This is a genomic window from Skermania piniformis (assembly GCF_019285775.1).
Classification (GTDB): Bacteria; Actinomycetota; Actinomycetes; order Mycobacteriales; family Mycobacteriaceae; genus Skermania; species Skermania pinensis.
In genome coordinates this window covers 861,028-876,857 of record NZ_CP079105.1, presented here as the reverse complement: position 1 = coordinate 876,857, position 15,830 = coordinate 861,028, and the positions used below count along the sequence as shown (strand labels likewise).

General features: G+C 67.7%; 22 protein-coding genes. 3 read left to right on the top strand and 19 right to left on the bottom strand.

Annotated elements, in window-relative coordinates:
• Window positions 1-12 precede the first annotated feature (12 nt).
• The 14 genes from KV203_RS19540 to KV203_RS03855 form a co-directional block, all read right to left on the bottom strand.
• Window positions 13-177, bottom strand: a complete 165-nt coding sequence (locus KV203_RS19540) for a PIN domain-containing protein (RefSeq protein WP_246600526.1) — start codon at window positions 175-177, stop codon at window positions 13-15.
• Window positions 174-401: a ribbon-helix-helix domain-containing protein gene (locus KV203_RS03915; protein ID WP_083529914.1), complete on the bottom strand. Its 228-nt coding sequence runs from the start codon at window positions 399-401 to the stop codon at window positions 174-176. Before KV203_RS03915 ends, KV203_RS19540 begins: the two co-directional genes overlap by 4 nt.
• Window positions 402-603: 202 nt before the next feature.
• Window positions 604-891, bottom strand: a complete 288-nt coding sequence (rpsQ, locus tag KV203_RS03910; protein WP_066468698.1) for a 30S ribosomal protein S17 — start codon at window positions 889-891, stop codon at window positions 604-606.
• Window positions 888-1,127, bottom strand: coding sequence for a 50S ribosomal protein L29 (gene rpmC / locus KV203_RS03905; RefSeq protein ID WP_066468700.1), 240 nt, complete (start codon window positions 1,125-1,127; stop codon window positions 888-890). Before rpmC ends, rpsQ begins: the two co-directional genes overlap by 4 nt.
• Entirely contained in the window at window positions 1,127-1,543 is a 417-nt protein-coding gene (gene rplP, locus KV203_RS03900; protein WP_066468702.1) for a 50S ribosomal protein L16, read from the bottom strand. Before rplP ends, rpmC begins: the two co-directional genes overlap by 1 nt.
• Before the next feature lie 3 nt (window positions 1,544-1,546).
• Entirely contained in the window at window positions 1,547-2,350 is an 804-nt protein-coding gene (gene rpsC / locus KV203_RS03895; protein ID WP_066468704.1) for a 30S ribosomal protein S3, read from the bottom strand.
• On the bottom strand, window positions 2,351-2,749 hold the full coding sequence (gene rplV, locus KV203_RS03890; RefSeq protein WP_066468706.1) for a 50S ribosomal protein L22: 399 nt from the start codon (window positions 2,747-2,749) through the stop codon (window positions 2,351-2,353). It lies immediately after the preceding gene.
• The gene (rpsS, locus tag KV203_RS03885; RefSeq protein WP_066468707.1) at window positions 2,746-3,027 is read right to left on the bottom strand and encodes a 30S ribosomal protein S19; all 282 of its coding nucleotides are present in this window, start codon (window positions 3,025-3,027) and stop codon (window positions 2,746-2,748) included. The genes rplV and rpsS overlap by 4 nt, the downstream gene beginning before the upstream one ends.
• A 15-nt stretch (window positions 3,028-3,042) precedes the next feature.
• On the bottom strand, window positions 3,043-3,879 hold the full coding sequence (gene rplB / locus KV203_RS03880) for a 50S ribosomal protein L2 (protein WP_066468709.1): 837 nt from the start codon (window positions 3,877-3,879) through the stop codon (window positions 3,043-3,045).
• Window positions 3,879-4,184, bottom strand: a complete 306-nt coding sequence (gene rplW / locus KV203_RS03875; protein ID WP_066468711.1) for a 50S ribosomal protein L23 — start codon at window positions 4,182-4,184, stop codon at window positions 3,879-3,881. Before rplW ends, rplB begins: the two co-directional genes overlap by 1 nt.
• Complete coding sequence (gene rplD, locus KV203_RS03870) at window positions 4,181-4,879, bottom strand: 50S ribosomal protein L4 (protein ID WP_066468712.1); 699 nt, start codon at window positions 4,877-4,879, stop codon at window positions 4,181-4,183. Before rplD ends, rplW begins: the two co-directional genes overlap by 4 nt.
• The gene (gene rplC, locus KV203_RS03865; RefSeq protein WP_066468718.1) at window positions 4,876-5,565 is read right to left on the bottom strand and encodes a 50S ribosomal protein L3; all 690 of its coding nucleotides are present in this window, start codon (window positions 5,563-5,565) and stop codon (window positions 4,876-4,878) included. Before rplC ends, rplD begins: the two co-directional genes overlap by 4 nt.
• Window positions 5,566-5,579: 14 nt before the next feature.
• The gene (gene rpsJ / locus KV203_RS03860; protein ID WP_003938093.1) at window positions 5,580-5,885 is read right to left on the bottom strand and encodes a 30S ribosomal protein S10; all 306 of its coding nucleotides are present in this window, start codon (window positions 5,883-5,885) and stop codon (window positions 5,580-5,582) included.
• Window positions 5,886-6,271: 386 nt separating this feature from the next.
• Window positions 6,272-6,973 (bottom strand): hypothetical protein, encoded by a 702-nt coding sequence (locus KV203_RS03855; RefSeq protein WP_157079740.1) that lies wholly within the window; start codon window positions 6,971-6,973, stop codon window positions 6,272-6,274.
• Window positions 6,974-7,346: 373 nt separating this feature from the next.
• Here KV203_RS03855 and KV203_RS03850 point away from each other — a divergent pair, with 373 nt between their 5' ends.
• Genes KV203_RS03850 through KV203_RS03840 form a run of 3 tightly spaced genes read left to right on the top strand, consistent with a single transcriptional unit; the run spans window position 7,347 to window position 9,897 of the window.
• On the top strand, window positions 7,347-8,219 hold the full coding sequence (locus tag KV203_RS03850) for a helix-turn-helix domain-containing protein (protein WP_066468723.1): 873 nt from the start codon (window positions 7,347-7,349) through the stop codon (window positions 8,217-8,219).
• Window positions 8,220-8,228: 9 nt separating this feature from the next.
• On the top strand, window positions 8,229-8,705 hold the full coding sequence (locus KV203_RS03845; RefSeq protein WP_066468724.1) for a hotdog fold domain-containing protein: 477 nt from the start codon (window positions 8,229-8,231) through the stop codon (window positions 8,703-8,705).
• A gap of 25 nt (window positions 8,706-8,730) precedes the next feature.
• Entirely contained in the window at window positions 8,731-9,897 is a 1,167-nt protein-coding gene (locus tag KV203_RS03840) for a lycopene cyclase family protein (protein WP_306303588.1), read from the top strand.
• A gap of 10 nt (window positions 9,898-9,907) precedes the next feature.
• Here the strand turns inward: KV203_RS03840 and KV203_RS03835 are convergent, their stop codons facing one another.
• From KV203_RS03835 to KV203_RS03815, 5 genes are all read right to left on the bottom strand, one after another.
• A complete protein-coding gene (locus tag KV203_RS03835; protein ID WP_066468726.1) occupies window positions 9,908-11,053 on the bottom strand; it encodes an acyl-CoA dehydrogenase family protein in 1,146 nt (381 codons plus the stop codon).
• 86 nt (window positions 11,054-11,139) lie between these two features.
• On the bottom strand, window positions 11,140-12,369 hold the full coding sequence (locus tag KV203_RS03830) for an acyl-CoA dehydrogenase family protein (protein WP_066468728.1): 1,230 nt from the start codon (window positions 12,367-12,369) through the stop codon (window positions 11,140-11,142).
• A 5-nt stretch (window positions 12,370-12,374) separates the two neighbouring features.
• Window positions 12,375-13,955 carry a fatty-acid--CoA ligase FadD5 gene (gene fadD5 / locus KV203_RS03825; protein ID WP_066468729.1) on the bottom strand — a complete coding sequence of 527 codons (1,581 nt, stop codon included), beginning with the start codon at window positions 13,953-13,955 and terminating at the stop codon, window positions 12,375-12,377.
• Between the two features lie 41 nt (window positions 13,956-13,996).
• Window positions 13,997-14,812, bottom strand: a complete 816-nt coding sequence (locus KV203_RS03820) for an enoyl-CoA hydratase-related protein (protein WP_083529916.1) — start codon at window positions 14,810-14,812, stop codon at window positions 13,997-13,999.
• A complete protein-coding gene (locus KV203_RS03815) occupies window positions 14,809-15,804 on the bottom strand; it encodes an NAD(P)H-dependent flavin oxidoreductase (protein WP_174522027.1) in 996 nt (331 codons plus the stop codon). The genes KV203_RS03820 and KV203_RS03815 overlap by 4 nt, the downstream gene beginning before the upstream one ends.
• Window positions 15,805-15,830 lie beyond the last annotated feature (26 nt).

Here is a 15,830-nt window from a genome sequence, read left to right as displayed (position 1 = left end):
CGTCGACAAGATCTAGATCGAGCCGATCGTACTTGCGGCGGGATGCACCTCGGTCAGCGCCAATGGGGTTACCACGAGACTGCTCGCGGTGTCGGCTGCGCGCCGCGCGGCGAAGTGGCTGGGATCGCTCTTGTTGAACAGCGCAAGAAGGCCCGATGTATCCGCGACCACGATCACCGAGCGACGCCGTCCATCACCTTCCGGATCTCGTGCCGCGTGATCGGACCACCGAGGTCCACCGTCTCGTCATCGGTCAACAATGGTTCGGACCACTTACGGTGTCGCTGAACGTACTCGCGTACGGCGTCGCGAGCGACCTCGCTCTTCGAGCGTCCCTCGGCTACCGCCTGGGCATCGAGCTGGCTCTCTTCATCCTCCGGCAGCCGCATAGTCCATGCCATGCCATGCCATGCCCGGAATGATACCGCTATTGATACCACACCGACCAGACGCGACGGCCTTGGTCATCGCACGCCGGGCCGACGCAGTCCGCGATCACCAACTCGCCGTTCGCGGGAGACGGGCGGCGGCCCGAGCGCGCTCAGCACAACGGCCCGCCACCCGATTCGGGGTAGCGGGCCGTCGCAGACCTCGGGGAGTCGGCTACTTGGCCTTCTCCAGCACCTCGACCAGCCGCCACCGCTTGGTCGCGGACAGCGGTCGGGTCTCCATCAGCTGCACCCGATCGCCGATCCCGGCGGTCTCCTGCTCGTCGTGCGCCTTCACCTTGGTGGTGGTGCGGATGATCTTGCCGTAGAGCGGGTGCTTCACCCGATCCTCCAGCTCGACCACGATGGTCTTGTTCATCTTGTCCGACACCACATAGCCGACGCGAACCTTGCGCCGGCCCCGCTCCTCGGTTGCCTTCTCGGTCACGCCGTCCTCACTCATGCCGCATCTCCGTCGCTCGCCGGACCGCTGGCCAGGCCCAGTTCACGCTCGCGCATGATCGTGTAGATCCGCGCGATCTCGTGCCGCACGACCCGTAGCCGGCGGTTGTTGTCGAGCTGCCCGGTCGCCGTCTGGAACCGCAGATTGAACAGCTCCTCCTTCGACTCGCGCAGCCGTGTCACCAGTTCGTCCGCGGTGAGCTCGCGCAGCTCGGCGGCCGGGGTTCCGGTAGCCATCAGAACTGCTCCTCCCGGGTCACGATCCGGCACTTGACCGGCAGCTTGTGGATCGCGCGGCGCAAGGCCTCCCGCGCGGTCTCCTCGTTCGGGTAACTCATCTCGAACAGCACCCGGCCGGGCTTCACGTTCGCCACCCACCACTCCGGCGAGCCCTTACCCGAACCCATCCGGGTCTCGGCCGGCTTCTTGGTCAACGGCCGATCCGGATAGATGTTGATCCAGATCTTGCCGCCACGCTTGATGTGCCGGGTCATCGCAATACGCGCCGACTCGATCTGCCGGTTGGTGATGTACGCCGGCTCCAGCGCCTGGATTCCGTAATCCCCGAACGCGACCGCGGTGCCGCCCTTGGCGCCGCCGCTGCGGCGCGGGTGATGCTGCTTGCGGTGCTTGACCCGCCGTGGCATCAGCATGGGTCAGCCCTCCTGAGTCTGCGCCGCCGGCGCTTCGTCGGCGGTGGCGGTCGCCGCTCGCCCGGCGTCGGTGCTGGTCGCGGTGGTACCGGCGGACCCCGAACGACGCGGCCGGCTGGGCCGTTCCCGACGCGGCCGATCACCCGACGGCGCCGCCGGCGCGGCCAGCTCGCGCTTGCCACCGACGATGTCGCCCTTGTAGATCCAGACCTTCACGCCGATCCGACCGAACGTGGTCTTCGCCTCGTACAGGCCGTAATCGATGTCGGCACGCAGCGTGTGCAGCGGCACCCGACCCTCCCGGTAGAACTCCGACCGGGACATCTCGGCGCCGCCGAGCCGGCCCGAGCACTGCACCCGGATGCCCTTCACGTTCGGCTGCCGCATCGCGGATTGGATCGCCTTACGCATCGCCCGGCGGAACGCCACCCGGTTCGACAGCTGCTCGGCAACCCCCTGGGCCACCAGCTGCGCCTCGGACTCGGCGTTGCGCACCTCGAGAATGTTCAGCTGCACCTGCTTACCGGTGAGCTTCTCCAGTTCGGCCCGAATCCGGTCGGCCTCGGCACCACGCCGTCCGATCACGATGCCCGGCCGAGCGGTGTGGATATCCACGCGAACCCGGTCGCGGGTGCGTTCGATCTCGACCTTCGCGATGCCGGCACGTTCCATACCGGTCGCGAGCAACTTGCGAATCGCGACGTCTTCCTTGACGTACTCGGCGTACTGCTTGTCGGCGTACCACCGGGACTTCCAGTCGGTGGTGATGCCGAGACGGAAGCCGTGCGGATTGATCTTCTGTCCCATTTACTTCGCCCCTCCCTTCCGGCGGCGAGATCCACCGACGGTCGGAATCGACTCGACCTCGATGGTGATGTGGCTGGACCGCTTGCGGATCCGGAACGCCCGGCCCTGCGCGCGGGGCTGGAACCGCTTCAGCGTGGCGCCCTCGTCCACGTAGGCCTTCGAGATGACCAGGGTGGCCGGATTCAGGCCCAGGTTGTTCTCGGCATTGGCCGCCGCGCTCGCGACCACCTTCGCCACCGGCTCGCTCGCCGACTGCGGCGCGAACCGCAGGATCGCCAGGGCGTCGGCGACCGACCGGCCGCGAACCAGATCGACCACCCGGCGCGCCTTCATCGGCGTGACCCGGACATGCTTGGCGGTCGCCCGTGCGGTGACCGGCGCGGTACTCGTGTCGCTCATCGCCGCTTGCTCTTCCGGTCGTCCTTGATGTGGCCCTTGAACGTGCGGGTCGGCGCGAACTCGCCGAGCTTGTGCCCGACCATGTTCTCCGAGACGAACACCGGCACATGCTTGCGACCGTCATGGACGGCGAAGGTGTGCCCGATGAAGTCCGGGATGATGGTGGAACGGCGTGACCAGGTCTTGATGACCTGCTTGGTGTTCCGCTCGTTCTGTACGTCCACCTTCGCCAGGAGGTGGTCGTCGACGAACGGGCCTTTCTTGAGGCTGCGTGGCATTGGTTACCTCCTCCTTCAGCGCTTCTTGCCGGTACGCCGGCGGCGGACGATGAGTTTGTCACTGGGACGGTTCGGCTTGCGGGTACGGCCTTCCGGCTGCCCCCACGGGCTGACCGGGTGCCGGCCGCCGGAGGTTTTACCCTCGCCACCGCCGTGCGGATGGTCGACCGGGTTCATCACGACACCGCGCACGGTCGGGCGCTTGCCCTTCCACCGCATCCGGCCGGCCTTGCCCCAGTTGATGTTGGACTGCTCGGCGTTGCCGACCTCGCCGATGGTGGCGCGGCACCGCACGTCGACCCGCCGGATCTCGCCGGACGGCATCCGGAGCACCGCGTAGCTGCCTTCTTTACCGAGCAGCTGGATGCTCATCCCGGCGGATCGGGCCAGCTTGGCGCCACCGCCCGGCCGCAGCTCCACCGCGTGCACCGTGGTGCCGGTCGGGATCGACCGCAGCGGCAGGTTGTTGCCCGGCTTGATGTCGGCGTTGGCACCGGCGTCGATCCGGGTGCCCTGCTTGACCCCCTTCGGCGCGATGATGTACCGCTTCTCGCCGTCGGCGTAGTGCAGCAGTGCGATATGCGCGGTCCGGTTGGGGTCGTATTCGATGTGCGCGACCTTGGCCGGCACCCCGTCCTTGTCGTTGCGCCGGAAGTCGATCAGCCGGTACGCGCGCTTGTGTCCGCCGCCCTTGTGCCGGGTGGTGATCCGGCCGTGCGCGTTCCGCCCGCCCTTTCCGTGCAACGGGCGGACCAGCGACTTCTCCGGCGTGGACCGGGTGATCTCGGCGAAGTCGGAAACCGACGAGCCGCGGCGACCGGGAGTGGTCGGCTTGTACTTGCGGATAGCCATTATGCGACCGGTCCTCCGAAGATCTCGATGGGCTTGCTGTCGGCCGAAAGCGTCACCAGTGCGCGCTTGGTGGCCTTGCGCTTGCCGTAACCGAACCGGGTCCGCTTCCGTTTACCCTGCCGATTCGCGGTGTTGACGCTGGTCACCGTCACCCCGAAGACCTTCTCCACGGCGATCTTGATCTGCGTCTTGTTCGAGTCCGGGTGCACCAGGAAGGTGTAGGTGCCTTCCTCGATCAGCCCGTAGGACTTCTCCGAGATGACCGGCGCGAGCAGGATGTCACGCGGGTCGGCGATCGTGGTCATTCGACTGCCTCCACAGTGGTGCCGGTCCCGGTAGCGCTCGAGGTACGGCTGTCCAGAAAGCTGCGCAGCGCATCGACACTGAACACGATGTCGTCGCTGTCCAGCACATCGTAGGTATTCAACTGATCCGGCGAGAGCAGATGCACGGTCGGCAGGTTGCGCGCCGACAGCCAGGCCGTCTCGTCCGTCCGACCGACCACCAACAGGAACTTTCGGCGATCGGACAGCTCGGTGAGGAACGCGTTGGCGCCCTTCGTCGACGGGCTCTCCCCGGTCACCAGCCGGCTGATCACGTGGATCCGGTCGTTGCGCGCCCGGTCGGACAAGGCGCTGCGTAGCGCGGCCGCCTTCATCTTCTTCGGGGTGCGCTGGCTGTAGTCGCGTGGCTGCGGACCGTGCACCGTGCCGCCGCCGGTGAACTGCGGCGCCCGGGTCGAGCCCTGCCGCGCGCGGCCGGTGCCCTTCTGCCGGTACGGTTTGCGGCCACCACCGCGGACCTCGCCGCGGGTCTTGGTCGCATGGGTGCCCTGCCGGCCGGCCGCCAGCTGCGCGACCACGACCTGGTGCATCAGCGGGATGTTCGGCTCCACATCGAAGATCTCCGCCGGCAGGTCGACCGTTCCGTCGCTGCCCCCGCCCGGCACCTTCACGGTGAGCGTCAGGTTCGCACCCGTCTTCTTCTCGAGGCTGGTCATGCCCGAGCACCACCCTTCACAGCGCTCTTGACGATCACGACGCCGCCGTTACGACCCGGGATCGCGCCCTTGATCAGCAGCAGGCCGTTCTCCGCGTCCACCTTGTGCACGGTCAGATTCTGTGTGGTCACCCGGTCGTTGCCCATCCGGCCGGACATCCGCATGCCCTTGAACACCCGGCCCGGAGTAGCGCAGCCGCCGATCGAACCCGGCCGCCGGTGCACGGCCTGCGCACCATGGCTGGCGCCCTGGCCGCGGAAGCCGTGCCGCTTCATCGTGCCGGCGAAACCCTTGCCTTTGCTGGTGCCGGTGACGTCGACGAATGCGCCGTCGCTGAACACCTCGGCGGTCAGCTCCTGACCGACCTCGAACTGTCCGGCGTCGGCGACCCGGATCTCCACGACGTGCCGTCGCGGGGTCACGCCGGCCTTGGCGAAGTGGCCGGTCTCCGGCTTGTTCACCCGGCGCGGATCGACGGCGCCGAACGCGATCTGCACCGCGCTGTAGCCATCCCGCTCTTCGGTGCGGATCTGGGTCACCACGGCCGGACCGGCCTTGACGACGGTGACCGGAACCACCCGGTTCTTGTCGTCGAAGACCTGCGTCATCCCGAGCTTGGTGCCGAGGATTCCGGTCGCCGGCCGCGCCTTCGCGGACGTATCTGATGTGTTGGAGTTTGCCGCCATCGGATCTGCGCGCCTCACTGGATATTCACGTCGACACTCGCCGGCAGGTCGATGCGCATCAACGCATCCACCGTCTTCGGCGTCGGGTCGAGGATGTCGATCAGCCGCTTGTGCGTGCGCATCTCGAAGTGCTCACGCGAATCCTTGTACTTGTGCGGCGAACGTATGACGCAGTACACGTTCTTCTCGGTCGGCAACGGCACCGGGCCGACCACACGCGCCCCGGTCCGGGTCACCGTCTCGACGATCTTGCGCGCGGACGCGTCGATCGCCTCGTGGTCATAGGCCTTGAGCCTGATGCGGATCTTCTGTCCCGCCACGCTGAGTCCCTGTCCTTCGTCGAGTCGCTGGTCTCGTCGGTTTCGAGCGCAATACCCCGGCCGACCGGCCCCCAGCACACCCGACCGAGACGGGACATCGCCCGATCGATCCGCTGCCGCTGTTCACCTGTCGTGGTTCCCCGACCCCCGCGGTCGGGCGTGTCGCCGCGCCGCTCATTCTCCGACCTTGCCTGGATGAGCTGGGCTGGAGAGATGGAGCCGGTCGCGCTCTCGCGAGCGCAGGATACTGCTTCGTCCTCATCGCCGGGTCCGAGCCGCACAAAATGTGCCGACCGGCTCCGGGCAACCCGAACAGTATGCCCCAGCCGTTCGGACGGTTCCAAATCAGGCCCGGATCAGCCGATTCGGCGTGCCCGGCGCTGCCGCTAGCGGGTTCCCGGGTACCGGAGGACGGCGACGCGCTGCTCGACCACAGGCCGACACTCGACGAGCAACGACCAGTGTGCGGTGGCGGTGGTGTGCCCGACCGGAATCGTCCGGCGACCGTACGCCACCGTCAGATGGTTGTCGCCGACCAGATACAGCAGAAACATCGAGAGCTCCGCCGGGACACCTTCGTAGTGCCAATCGCAGCGCCGGACCCGCTCACCCCGGGTGTACAGCGGATGGAGCAGACCGCGGCGCGCAGAGTTCGGCAGGTTCGCCAGCACGCCACGCGCCCGCCGATCGAGCCCGATCTCCGCCGCCGTGACGTCGAGTGGCGTAGTACGTCGCCGACCCGCCCCGGCCCGCGGCCGGTGTTCGATCTCCTCGTGGTCCAGCGGACGACCGAGCACATCGCATCGGACGTAGTCGATGAGTTCGGCGCCCGAGGTGACCAGCGGAACACTGACCGCCAGTCCGCCGGAACCGTAGAAGGTCGCGGTCACCTGCCCGGCCCGATCACGGCACGCCCACCACTCCAGCTTTCGGCCGGCAAGGCCGTCCAAGCACCGGATCGTCTCGCAATTCAGCGATTGCAGATGCGCCCCACGTACGTGCTCGGGATCCGGGTCGAGACTCGTCTGCCCGATCGGCGGCGACACCGATCCCCGGCACCAGAGGTGCAGCGACCTCGGTTCACTCACCCGCCGCCCCGGCAAGTCGTCGCTGTTCGGTATCAGTTGATCGTTGTCGCCCACCACCCACTCCCTCCGCACGCGGCTCGGGCACTGCCGAGCCGAGAAGCCATCCCCGGACAACCGGGGTTTTCGGGAACCGGAGAACGGATTTCTGCCGACAAACTTGATGATCGGTCGGCCGCGGGCTAACGTCAAGTAGTACTGAACGTCGCTTGTCAGAAAATTTAGCTTTTCTTAACCACTCCTCAGCGATTTGCGGCGACATAAGAACATGTCGATGCCCATATACCGAGGAAATCGACCCATGCAAGAGATAAAGTTTCCCGAAGTACTTCGTTCGCTCGTCGATCAAGGAGAGTACAAAGGTGGGCGGCGACGAGTGTGCGACGAGCTCGGCGTTACGCCGGCCGCGCTATCGCAGTACATCAACGGACACACCACCCCGAGCCTCGACAAGCTGGTCGCGTTCGCCGATTTGTTCAAGGTGTCGCTCGACTATCTGATCTTCGGCGAAGACGCTATCGGTGGACCGGGCGGAGCGCTCGACTACGGCCCGCTGGCCCGCTTGTTCGAGTTGAACATGGCGAATGTGCGCACCGACATCGCCAACCAATCCGCGTATGTGACCAAAATCGGGTCGATTCTCTCCGCGCAGGTCGCCAACGCAGCGATGGCCGTCGCCAAGCGCCCGACCGCCCCGGAAGGGATGCTCGACTACCAGCAATCCCTCGAACTCGAGCGGTTCAGCACGGCGAGCACGATCGTGACCATGAACCTGACCGACGATATTCTCGAAATAGAGAACGGCGTCGAGGAAGGATTCTTCGCGAGCGGGTTCCTCGCGGTGATCGCACAGAATCTCGCCCGGGGGGGTACCTATCGGTTCGTGCTTTCGCCGGAAATGCCCAACCGCACGGCAACCGTGGAGCGCTACCGAGCATTGCTCATCCGGCACGGCGTTCCCGCCGACGTCGATCTGGACCGCTGCCGATTCGGTGTCGCTCGCGAGCAGTTCTACGTCGGCTTCTGCATCTTCACCGTCGATGTGGCAGAGATGCGCGCGCAGAGCCCCATACTTCACCATTACCTCACCGAGTACGGGTACCTGAGCGCGGACGGTGAGATCGGATATCTGGAACCGATCTCCTCCGGCTGGCATGTCCCGTTGATGGACGCCACGCATCGTCGCCTGGCCCTCGCCGCCTACGAGCGATTTGCGCCGGCCGACCCACACCCCACCGACCGGGCATAAAGTCGACCCGTGACGACCGAATCCGCAACCTATCGCGGCTGGAAGAAACTGCCCGACAATCGGCTGGGGCAGGCGCTGTTCTCGTTGGGCATGGTCACCAGGGTGCCGTACTTCGGCACCGTGCTTCCGACGGTTCGGGTGCTCGAGCCCGGGCACTGTGAAGTGACCGCACCGAAGTGGATCGGTATCCACAACCATTTGGGCACCTTTCATGCGATCGCTGCGTGCAACCTGGCCGAGATCGCGATGGGCATGCTGGCCGAAGCGACCGTGCCCGACACGCACCGGTGGATTCCCAAGGCGATGAGCGTGCGGTACCTGCACAAGGCCGAGTCCGGCCTGCGCGCGACAGCAAAGCTGGACTCGATCCCCGATTTTTCCGCGATCACCACCGGCACCGACCTGCTGATCCCGGTAGCGATCGACGATCGGGCCGGAATCGAGGTAGTACACGCGGATATCACCGCCTGGATCACCCCGAAATAGCCCGAAGCCCGGTTGAATGGGCAACATGCACTATGACGTCTGCGTCGTCGGTCTCGGCCCGACCGGGCGTGGGCTCGCGTCCCGATGCCTGGCCGCCGGTCTTTCGGTTGCGGTGGTGGACCCGCGACCGGATCGAATCTGGCGGCCGACGTATTCGGCCTGGCTCGACGAACTGCCCGAATGGCTGCCCCCGACGGTCGTCGCCACCCGCGTCGAAGCGCCGACGGTCTGGGCCACCACCGAGCACAAGATCGTTCGACCGTACGTCGTGCTGGCCAAGCACGAACTTCGCCGCGCGTTGCCGATCGAAACCGCACACGTCGAGGCGCAGCGGGCGACCGGTTTGACCCAGCATCGGGTGGTGCTGGCCGATGGCCGCGCGCTCGCCGCAACGGTGGTGTTCGACGCTCGGGGACTTCCCCCCGTGCGCAGCCGGCCCGCGGCCAGCGCGTACGGCGTGTTCGTCGACGCCGGCCGGGCCGCGGCGCTGGTGCCGCCGGGCGAGGCGTTGCTCCTGGACTGGCGTCCGGAGAACGGGGCCGGCGAGGACGACCCGCCGTCGTTCCTCTATTCCGTGCCGATCGGCGACGGAACGGTGATCTTCGAGGAGACCACCCTGGGGGTACCCGGCGGTCTGCCGAAAGCCGAGCTGCGGCGGCGGGTGCTGAACCGGCTGGCCCACCACGGGGTGGAACTCGCCGGCACGGAAACCGACGAGGCCTGCCACTATCCGCTGGATCAGCCACCACCCCGCCGATTCCGGCCGTTGCGGGGGCCGATCCCGTTCGGCTCGCGCGGCGGGATGATGCACCCGTGCACCGGCTACAGTGTCGCCGATTCGCTGGCCCGGGTGGATACCGCGGTCGCCGCCCTCGTCGCCGGCACCGATCCGGTCGCCGCGCTGTGGCCCACCCCGGCGCGCACCGTCTATTGGATGCGTCGCCGCGGTCTGGCGGGGATGGGTCGACTCACCCGGGAACAGAGTGCCGCGATGTTCGACAGCTTCTTCCGGGCCGGCCCACGCCAGCAGCGGGCGCTGCTGTCCGACCCGGCGGACCCCTCCGCGCTCGGCGTCGCACTGGTCAACACGGTCGCCCGCACCTGGCCGTTCGATTGGCGCTACGACCTGGTCGGCTGGCGCAACCGGAAGCGGTGGGCCGGCGCGGCAACGGCGACCACGGCCGACGACTAGTCGTCGGCCGCTATCCGGCGAGCGCCACGTATCGGGCCCGGTGTTGATCGGCCGAGCCGAACTCCTGCTCCAGCGCGGTCAGCCGCTTGAAGTAGTGGCCCACCGCCAGTTCCTCGGTCATCCCCATCGCACCGTGCAGCTGCACCGCGTTCTGGCCGACGAACCGGGCCGCCCGAGCCAGGGTGACCTTGGCCGCGGATACCGCTCGGGCCCGCCGGGCCGGCTCGGCATCCAGCGACAGCAACGCCAAGTACTGCGCCGCAACGGCCTGTTCGACCTCCATGAACATGTCCACCATGCGATGCTGCAACGCCTGGAACGAACCGATCGGCACACCGAACTGCTTGCGCTGCTTGGCGTATTCGACGGTGTCGGCGAGTACTCGACGCAGACAGCCGACCCCTTCGGACACCACCGCGGCGGTCGCCTCGTCGATACCGCGGTCCAGCGACTCCCACGCGGCGCCCGCGGCGCCGAGCAACGCGTCGGCCGGCAGCCGCAGCCCGTCGAAACTCAGGTCGGCGGCGCGGCGGTCGTCGATCGTCCGGTAGCTGTGTACGGTCACCCCGGCCGGGGGTGCGCTCGCGTCGAAATCGAGCAGGAACAGCGAGATGCCCTCGGTATCGCGCTCGCCACCGGCGGTCCGCGCGGTAATCAGCAATTGATTGGCAATCGGCGCCGCCGACACCACGATCTTGGTGCCGTCGAGCACCCATTCGGCGCCGTCGCGCCGGGCGGTCGTGCGCACGTCGCGCCAGTCGCCGGCCGAGGTGGGCTCCTCGGCGGCGAGTGCCACGACGGCGTCACCGACCACGATCGCTTCCGACAACGCATCGGCCCGTTCGCCGCCGGCCCGCTGCAGCAGGCCGCCGGCCAGCACCACGGTCTCGACGTACGGCTCGATGACCAACGCGTAGCCGAGCGCCTCGGTGATCACCAACAGCTCGGCCGGACCGCCGTCGAGGCCACCGACCTTCTCGGGAAAGGTAGCGCCGAGGATGCCCAGCTCCTCGGCGAAACCCCGCCAGATCTCCGGCTGCCAGCCGGGTCCGGTCTTGGCCGCCGCTCGGCTGTCCGCCAGGTTGTATCGCGAGGCCAGGAACTTGGCGACGGTGTCGCGCAGCATCTCCTGCTCCTCGGTGAGGGAAAAGTCCATCTCGAGTCCTTACGACGTCGTCGCAGTTCCAGGGTCGTCACAGTTCAGGGCCGTCACAGTTCAGGGCCGTCACAGCGCTGGGGCGGTCACAGTCCGAGGGCTGCTTTGGCCAGGATGTTGCGCTGAATCTCGTTGCTGCCGGCATAGATCGAACCGGCTCGGTCGTTGAAGTACCGCAGCGGTGCGACCGCCTGCCAGTCCAGGCCGCTCACATAACCGTCGGCGGGCGGGGAGAACTCGGCGATCGGCCCGCCCGGCATCGTCGCGTGCGGCTGGTACACCCGGCCGCGCGGACCGGCGGCCTCCTGGGCGAGCTCGGTCAGCGCCTGGCTCAGCTCGGTGCCGAGCACCTTGAGCATCGACGCCGCCGGGCCCGGGTTACGACCTTGCGCGATCGCCGCGATCGTCCGGAACTCCAGGATCTCCAGCACGTCGGTCCGGATCCGGATATCGGCCAGCTTTGCGGCGAACGCCGGGTCCTGTGCCAACGGCCGACCGCCCGGGCCGGGCTGCGCCGCCGCGGCTTCGCCCAGTTCGTCGGCCCAGACCTGCAGCGCCGGCGCCAACGCACCGCCGCGCTCGAAGTTGAGCAGGTACTTCGCCACGGTCCAGCCCTCGTCGATCCGGCCGAGCACGTTGCGCTTCGGCACCCGGACCTCGTCGAAGAAGACCTGGTTCTGCACCTCTTCGCCGGAGGTCATCACCAGCGGCCGGATCTCGATGCCGGGCAGATCCATCGGCATCAGCAGGAACGTGATGCCCTCCTGCTTCTTCCCGGTCCGCGAGGTGCGCACCAGACTGAAGATCCAGTTCGCCTCGGTGGCGTGGGTGGTCCAGATCTTGCTGCCGGTGCAGACCAGATCGTCGCCGTCGTCGACCGCGGCCATCGACAACGACGCCAGGTCCGAACCGGACTCCGGCTCGGAATAGCCTTGGCAGAAGAACACCTCGCCGGTCAAGATCCGCGGCAGGAACCAGTCTTTCTGCTCGTCGGTGCCGAACCCGAGAATCGCGTGGGCGACCATCCGGATTCCCATCGGCGACAGCAACGGCGCACCGGCAAGCGTCGACTCCCGACCGAACAGGTAGTGCTGGGCGAGCGACCAGTCGCAACCGCCGTAGGCGACCGGCCAGGCCGGCGCCGCCCAACCCCGCTCGTGCAGGATCGCCTGCCAGGCCATGCTGGCCTCGTGATCGGGGTACACGCTGGTCATCAGGCGGCCCGCGCGCCGGATCTCCGGAGTGAGCTTGTCGTCGAGGAACGCCCGCACCTCGTCCCGGAAGGCGAGGTCTTCGGCTGACCAGTTCAGGTCCATCGCGCCTATGCCTTCGCCGCGACGTCGACTGGCGCGTGGTCGTCCCGCAACCGCTGTTTGACCACCTTGCCGCTGGCGTTCCGCGGCAACTCCTCGACCAGCACCAGGTCCTTCGGGTGCTTGTAGCGCGCCAGCCGCTCGTTGAGGAACGGTTCCAGTTCTTCCAGGGTCAACGACTCGTCGCCGGCGACGATGGCGACCGGCACTTCGCCCCACTTGTCGTGTGCTCGACCGATCACCGCCGCCTCCCGGACCTTGGGGTGGGCGAAGAGCACGTTCTCCACCTCGGCGCAGTAGATGTTCTCGCCGCCGGAGATGATCATGTCCTTCTTCCGGTCGACGACGTAGACGAAGCCCTCCTCGTCTCGGCGCACCAGGTCGCCGGAATGGAACCAGCCGCCGTCGAACGCCTCGGCAGTCGCTTCCGGCTTGTTCCAGTAGCCCGACATCATCGTGGGCCCGCGATAGACGATCTCACCGATCTCACCGGGCGCGACGTCGTTCATCTCGTCGTCGACCACCCGGGTGGAGATCGTGGGGATCGGCTGACCGACCGACCCGAGCTTGCGCAATGCGTCCTTGCCCTCCAACACGCAGGTGATCGGCGACATCTCGGTCTGCCCGAAGACCGCTACGTTCAGCGCGTCCGGGAAGGTTTCGGCCATCGCCTGGAGCACGGTGTCCGACGCCGGCGCGGCGCCCCAACTGATCACCTCCAGCGCCAGATCACGGTCCCGGACGGTCGGATCGGCGCAGACGATCTGCCACTGCGCCGGAACGAGGAACACCGACGTGGCCCGTTCCCGCTCCCACGCGTCGAGGGTCTCGGTCCCGCTGAACGCACCGAGCGGGTGGATCACCGTCGTGACCCCGAGCACCAGATTCGGCGCGATGCTGCCCAGGCCGGCGATGTGGAACAGCGGCGCGGCGCAGAAATAGACACTCGCCGCGTGCGTCTGCAGCGCGCGGATGCAGGTGAGCGATTGGGCCGCCATATTCGCGTGCGACAGGATCGCCCCCTTGGGCTGTCCGGTGGTGCCCGAGGTGTACATGATCAGCGCCGGGGTGTCCTCCGGGATGTCGACCGCCGGGTGCGGATCGCCCGGCTCGGCGAGCAGCGCCTCGTAGGATTCTGCGTCACCCACCGGAGCGTCGCCCACCGCAGCGTCGCCGAGCACGACGGCGAAGTCCAGGCCGGGCACCTGCGCGCGAACCGCAGCGACCAGCGGCGCGAGCATGCCGTCGGTGATCGCCCCCTTCGCGCCACTGTCGGCGACCAGGTAGCCGATCTCCGGCGGGGTGAGCCGGAAGTTCACCGGCACCGCGATCGCACCGAGCGCATTGATCGCCAATACCGATTCGATGTACTCGGTGTAGTTGAGCATCACGATGAGCACCCGGTCGCCGAAGCCGACGCCCCGCCGCGCCAGCGCGTCCGCCACCTTCTCGCTGCGCTCGTGCAGTTGCCGCCAGGTGGTATCGATGCCGCGGAAGCGGAACGCAACCGCGTCCGGCTGCATCTCGGCATGGATGGCGACCTGGTTGTTCCAATGGTTACGGCGCGCCCGAAGCGGTTGGTCCGTCACGTTCTGTGTCTCCTATACGAGGTCTGGGGCCGATCGGACCGCTAGTCGGCGAACTTCGCCGGCCGCTTCTGCAACATGGCCATCGCGCCCTCGGCGAAGTCGGCCGACGCCAGCAGTTCGACCTGGCCTGCGTGTTCGTCGGCGAGTGCACCGTCCAGTGCGGTCAGCGTCGCCCGGTTGAGCGCCCGTTTGGTCAGTTCCTGGGCCCGCCGCGGGCCGTTGGCCAGCTTGGTCGCGGCCGCGTCGACGCGGGCGTCCAGCTCGTCGTCCGGGAGCGCGGCGGTGATCAGGTTGGCGGCCACGGCGTCGGCCGCCGGTAGCCGGCCGCCGAGCAATGCGAGTTCGTTCGCCAACGGCCGCCCGGCCGCAGCCGCGACCAGCGCCGCCGCACCACCGTCCGGCATCAGACCGATGTTGATGAAGGCGAGCAGGAGGTAGGAATCCCGGCTCGCGTAGGTCAGGTCGGCCGCCAGCGCAAGCGCGACTCCGATACCAGCCGCCGGACCGTTGATCCGGGCGATCACCGGCACCGGGCAGTCGACGATCGACTTGGTCAGCCGGTTCGCCGCATCCATCGTCATCTCCGGCGTGATACCGCGTGCGGCCGCGGCCGCGACCCCGGACAGGTCCGCGCCGGTACAGAAGGCGTTGCCCTCGCCGGTCAGCACGACCGCCCGGACGGACGGGTCGGCGCCGGCCGCTGCGAACGCATCCCCCAGGCCGACCATCGCGTCGTAGTCGATGGCGTTGAGCCGCTTCGGCTTGGTGATGGTGATCCGGCAGATCCGGTCCGCGGTGACGACGCTGAATCCGCTCGCCACCGTCGCGGTGGTTTCGGTCGCGGTGGTTTCGGTCATGCCCGATCCGCCGATACCGGAGCGGCGACCAGCTCGGCCAGCCGGTGGGTGATGATCTCGGTCGCCTCGGCGACCATCCGGTCGACCAACTCGGCGACGGTCGGGATGTCGTCGATCAGCCCCTGGCACAACCCGGCGCTCCAGATGCCGGCGTCCAGGTCGCCGTTCTCGAAGACCTTGCGGCCCCGCCGGCCGGAGACCAGATCCGCGATGTCGGCGAAGGTGCCGCCGGCCCGCTCGATCTCCACCACCTTGCGGCTCACCTCGTTGTCGGCGACCCGAGCCGTATTGCCCAGGGTGCGGAAGATCAGCTGCGTTTCGAGCTCGCTGTTCGCCACGATCTTCTCCTTCACCGCGTGATGGATCGACGACTCCTGGGTGCAGAGGAAGCGGGTCCCCATGTTCACGCCGTCGGCGCCCAGCGCGAGCGCGGCGGCCAGTCCCCGGCCGTCGGCGATACCGCCGGAGGCGAGCACCGGGATGTCGAGCACCCGGGCCGCCGCCGGGATCAGCACCAACCCGGGAATGTCCTGCTCCCCCGGGTGGCCGGCGCATTCGAAACCGTCGATGCTGACCGCGTCGACTCCGACCTGTTGCGCTTTCAGCGCGTGCTTCACGCTGGTCGCCTTGTGGATCACCTTGATTCCGTGTTCCTTCAGGTGCGCGGTATGCACGGCCGGGTTGGCCCCGGCGATCTCGACGATCGTGACGCCGCTGTCGATGATCGCCTGCCGGTACTCCTCGTACGGCGGCGGCGTGATCGACGGCAAAATCGTCAGGTTCACCCCGAACGGACGGTCGGTGAGCTCCCGGGTGCGGGCCACTTCCGCGCGCAGGTCGTCCGGCGTCGGTTGGGTGAGCGCGGTGATGAAACCGAGCGCTCCGGCGTTGGCGACGGCGGCGACGAGTTCGGCGCGGCCGACCCACATCATTCCGCCCTGGACGATCGGGTGCTCGATCCCGAATTCCTCGGTGAACCGGGTACGCAACATAGTTCCTCACTCGTTACAGCGACGAC